Genomic DNA, 3678 nt, shown 5'->3' with positions numbered 1-3678 from the left:
TCTGAAATAAATTGCAATGTTTCTTTTAATCCTTTTGCATAACGTTCACTGCCACAGACCAGTGCAATAATAGAAGCAGCTTTCTTTTTTTGTGTTACCTGAATAAAATCCAAAACTGGTGTATTATAGAGACTAAAGTCTTTTTCCAAATGAACTTTATCATAATAACTCTTTGCTGCCTTGCACATCCTCAGACAAAACTGTTCTATGTCTATACGAATATCGTTTCCGTTCTCCTGTATGTTCATACTTTCCAACTGACAAACTGACATTCCACAGTTTAGTCCAAGATGAAAGCGTATATTATTTTCATCATTCAAAAATCCTTTATTTTGATGAAGATATTCACATCGAAGCTGCCAACAGCGTTCTCCGCAAATATATGGCTTTTGATCGGATTGAGATAGTTTAAAGTAGTCCCCTGCATATTCATCAAACCAGCGAATATACTGGGTTCCCACATCACGGGTCGGATTCTTTTGCCGATCCAGCATAACCCGGCCATCTCGATAATGTTTAACAATTTCCGGGAAAGCAATACCTCCGCAAATATCTGGCAAAGTCAATGCCAATGCCAGTGCAGACTGCCATCGTCTATCTACAATATTCAGTTCTACTTCTTCAATTCGGTCCAAAAATGTAAAACTGACATCTCCCTGCATTATTTATCCCTCCCTCATATTCACAACCGTCATGTACTATAGTCAGTATATTTTTATTTATGGCATATGTCAATTATATAATTGACGCATCTAAAAAAAGTAAGTATACTATGTTCGTAAAGGAGATAACTGTTATGAGCTTCGAAAATTATTTTCCACTATGGAATGACTTAAATACAGCACAGAAAAAAGTAATTTCAGACAATTTGATTACACGGGATGTAAAAAAAGGAACGATCATTCACAACGGAAACCTGGATTGTACTGGATTATTACTGGTTAAATCCGGGCAGCTTCGAACTTACATACTTTCAGATGAAGGACGAGAAATTACACTTTACCGCCTGTTCGATATGGATATGTGTCTTTTATCCGCCTCATGTATCATGCAGTCCATTCAATTTGAAGTAACCATTGAAGCAGAAAAAGATACTGATCTTTGGATCATCCCTGCTGAAATCTATAAGGACATCATGAAGGAATCGGCTCCCGTCGCAAACTATACCAATGAATTAATGGCTAGCCGTTTTTCTGATGTCATGTGGCTGATTGAACAGATCATGTGGAAGAGTTTGGATAAGCGTGTTGCTTCATTTCTTTTAGAAGAGACCTCTATCGAAGGAACAAATGAACTGAAAATCACTCACGAAACTATCGCAAACCATCTTGGTTCCCACAGGGAAGTGATCACTCGAATGCTTCGATACTTTCAGGGCGATGGTCTCGTCAAACTCTCACGCGGCAAAATCACCATCCTTGATTCGAAAAGACTGGAAACACTACAAAGATCATAAAACTGTTTTTCTATGACATCTAAAGAATCCTCCATTTATCAGAATTGTGAAAGTCTTTCTAATAAATGGGGGATCTTTTTACGCTACAAGTAAATTATAAAATTATTGTGATTATTTTTTAATAATCCATACCACATGCATATGCCCTTTCAATCAGCGCACGGTCATTAACCACTGCATCATAGAAGCGGAATCCACCGGAGAAGTTGTATGTTTCATAACCGTTTCCTTCCAGAATACGGCTGGCAATGTAGCTGCGCAGACCACTTTGGCATATCAAGTAAACAGGCTTTCCCTTCTCAATTTCATTGATACGTTCCCTTAGTTCATCTACAGGAATATTTCTGAATCCATCCATATGCCCCCTGTTAAACTCACCTACAGTTCTCACATCCAGCAATACAACACTTTTATCTTTAGAAATCTTATCCATATCTTCCAGATGCCATTGTTTTAAGGTACCTTTTGCTATATTGTCTATCATGAATCCTGCCATATTTACAGGATCCTTGGCAGAGGAATACGGCGGTGCATATGCAAGATCCAGATCTTTCAGCTGGGTTGCCTTCAGCCCTGCATGAATTGCTGTTGCCAGCACATCAATACGTTTATCAACTCCTTCATATCCAATAATCTGAGCACCAAGCAAACGATAAGTCTCTTTTTCAAAAACCACCTTCATGGTCATCACTTTTCCACCAGGATAGTAACCGGCATGACTCATAGGAGAAAGAATTACTGTATCTACATCTAATCCTGACTTTTTGGCATTGGTTTCATTGATACCTGTAGTGGCTGCTGTCATATCAAATACTTTGATAACGGAGCTTCCCTGACTGCCCAGGTAACGGCTGTCACCACCACAAATATTATCAGCGATGATCCTGCCCTGCTTGTTGGCTGGTCCGGCCAAAGAGATCAGCGCATCATCACCCGTAACATAATGTTTTACCTGAACTGCATCACCTGCTGCATAAATATCCGGTACAGAAGTTTCCATTCTGTCATTCACTACGATACTTCCCTTGATGCCAAGTTCCAGACCAGCTTCTTTTGCTAATGCTGTGTCTGGTGTAACTCCGATTGCCAGCACCACCATATCAGCCTGAAGGGATGGATTATCTTTTAATAGAACCTCTACTCCATTGTCCTTTTCTTTAAATCCTTCTACTGTATAGCCCAGTACCAGTTTTATCCCATGCTTTCTCATTTCATTATGGATCATGGATGCCATATCCGGGTCAAATGGGTTCATCAGCTGCTTAGGCCGCTGGACAATTGTAACATCCATGCCAAGCTCCCTCAAATTTTCTGCCAGTTCCAGACCAATAAAACCGCCACCTGCCAATACAGCCGATTTTGGATGATTCTTATTTATATATTCCTTTATCCGAAAAGTGTCTTCTACAGTACGAAGTGTAAAAAGTTTATCCATACCTACTCCGGGAAGTCTCGGCTGTGTTGGCTTTGCACCTGGAGAGAGGATCAGCTTATCATAGTTTTCTTCAAATATCTCACCATTCTCTAAATTTTTCACTGAAACCGTTTTTCGTTCCGGATGTATGGAGATAACTTCATGATGAATTTTCATGTTAATACGGAATCGTTTAAAAAAACTCTCTGGTGTCTGTAGTGTAAGTTCTTCCGGGTCTGTGATCACGTCTCCGATATAATATGGAAGCCCACAATTCGCATAGGATATGTATCCGGATCTTTCAAACACAGTAATTTCTGCATGTTCATCCAATCTTCGTATTCTTGCTGCAGCTGTAGCTCCTCCGGCTACACCGCCTACGATTATTACCTTCATCTTATTTTTCCACCTTTCCTGAATAAGCAGCAATGCCACCAATATTATTTACTTTAGAATATCCCATTCGTTGCAACATCCCAGTTGCTTGACGACTTCGGGCTCCGGAATAACAGTATACAAACAGCGGTATTTCTGTATTCTTCACTACCGAAACAACATTGTTAAGTTGTTGCAATGGCACATTTTTACTTTCTGGTATATGCCCTTCCTGATATTCCTGCGGCGTACGAACATCCAGCAGAACTGCACCAGCAGTCTTTTTATATTCCTCTATCCCTTGATTAATATTCGCCTGTTTTAAAAAATCAAAAAATCCCATTAACGCACCTCCTTAAAGCATCTCTAAGATTGCCTTCTTAGGTCTTGCCCCTGAAACTTTTGTTACAATCTTCCCATTCTTCATAACCAC

4 protein-coding genes and 1 pseudogene are annotated in these 3678 nt (G+C 39.7%); 1 reads left to right on the top strand and 4 read right to left on the bottom strand.

Features of this window, described 5'->3' with window-relative positions:
- A partial coding sequence (locus ACYQ5K_RS17400; protein WP_459778150.1) for a hypothetical protein occupies window positions 1-662 on the bottom strand: 662 nt, incomplete at its 3' end.
- Window positions 663-772: 110 nt separating this feature from the next.
- Between ACYQ5K_RS17400 and ACYQ5K_RS17395 the strand changes: the two genes are divergently transcribed.
- Window positions 773-1456, top strand: coding sequence for a Crp/Fnr family transcriptional regulator (locus ACYQ5K_RS17395; protein ID WP_044924472.1), 684 nt, complete (start codon window positions 773-775; stop codon window positions 1454-1456).
- Between the two features lie 118 nt (window positions 1457-1574).
- Here the strand turns inward: ACYQ5K_RS17395 and ACYQ5K_RS17390 are convergent, their stop codons facing one another.
- The 3 genes and pseudogenes from ACYQ5K_RS17390 to ACYQ5K_RS17380 form a co-directional block, all read right to left on the bottom strand.
- A complete protein-coding gene (locus tag ACYQ5K_RS17390; protein ID WP_073106970.1) occupies window positions 1575-3266 on the bottom strand; it encodes an FAD-dependent oxidoreductase in 1692 nt (563 codons plus the stop codon).
- A 1-nt stretch (window position 3267) separates the two neighbouring features.
- Entirely contained in the window at window positions 3268-3588 is a 321-nt protein-coding gene (locus ACYQ5K_RS17385; RefSeq protein ID WP_028086465.1) for a rhodanese-like domain-containing protein, read from the bottom strand.
- Between the two features lie 12 nt (window positions 3589-3600).
- Window positions 3601-3678 (bottom strand): annotated as a pseudogene (locus tag ACYQ5K_RS17380) (thiol reductase thioredoxin); the annotation flags it as partial.

It is taken from the genome of Allocoprococcus similis (assembly GCF_054660775.1).
This window is presented reverse-complemented; position numbering and strand designations above follow the sequence as displayed.

What these genes read in the sequence shown, in the direction of transcription:
- ACYQ5K_RS17395 (WP_044924472.1), top strand. Translation starts at nt 773, where the DNA reads ATGTTCGTAAAGGAGATAACTGTTATGAGCTTCGAAAATTATTTTCCA.
- ACYQ5K_RS17390 (WP_073106970.1), bottom strand. Translation starts at nt 3,266, where the DNA reads ATGAAGGTAATAATCGTAGGCGGTGTAGCCGGAGGAGCTACAGCTGCA.
- ACYQ5K_RS17385 (WP_028086465.1), bottom strand. Translation starts at nt 3,588, where the DNA reads ATGGGATTTTTTGATTTTTTAAAACAGGCGAATATTAATCAAGGGATA.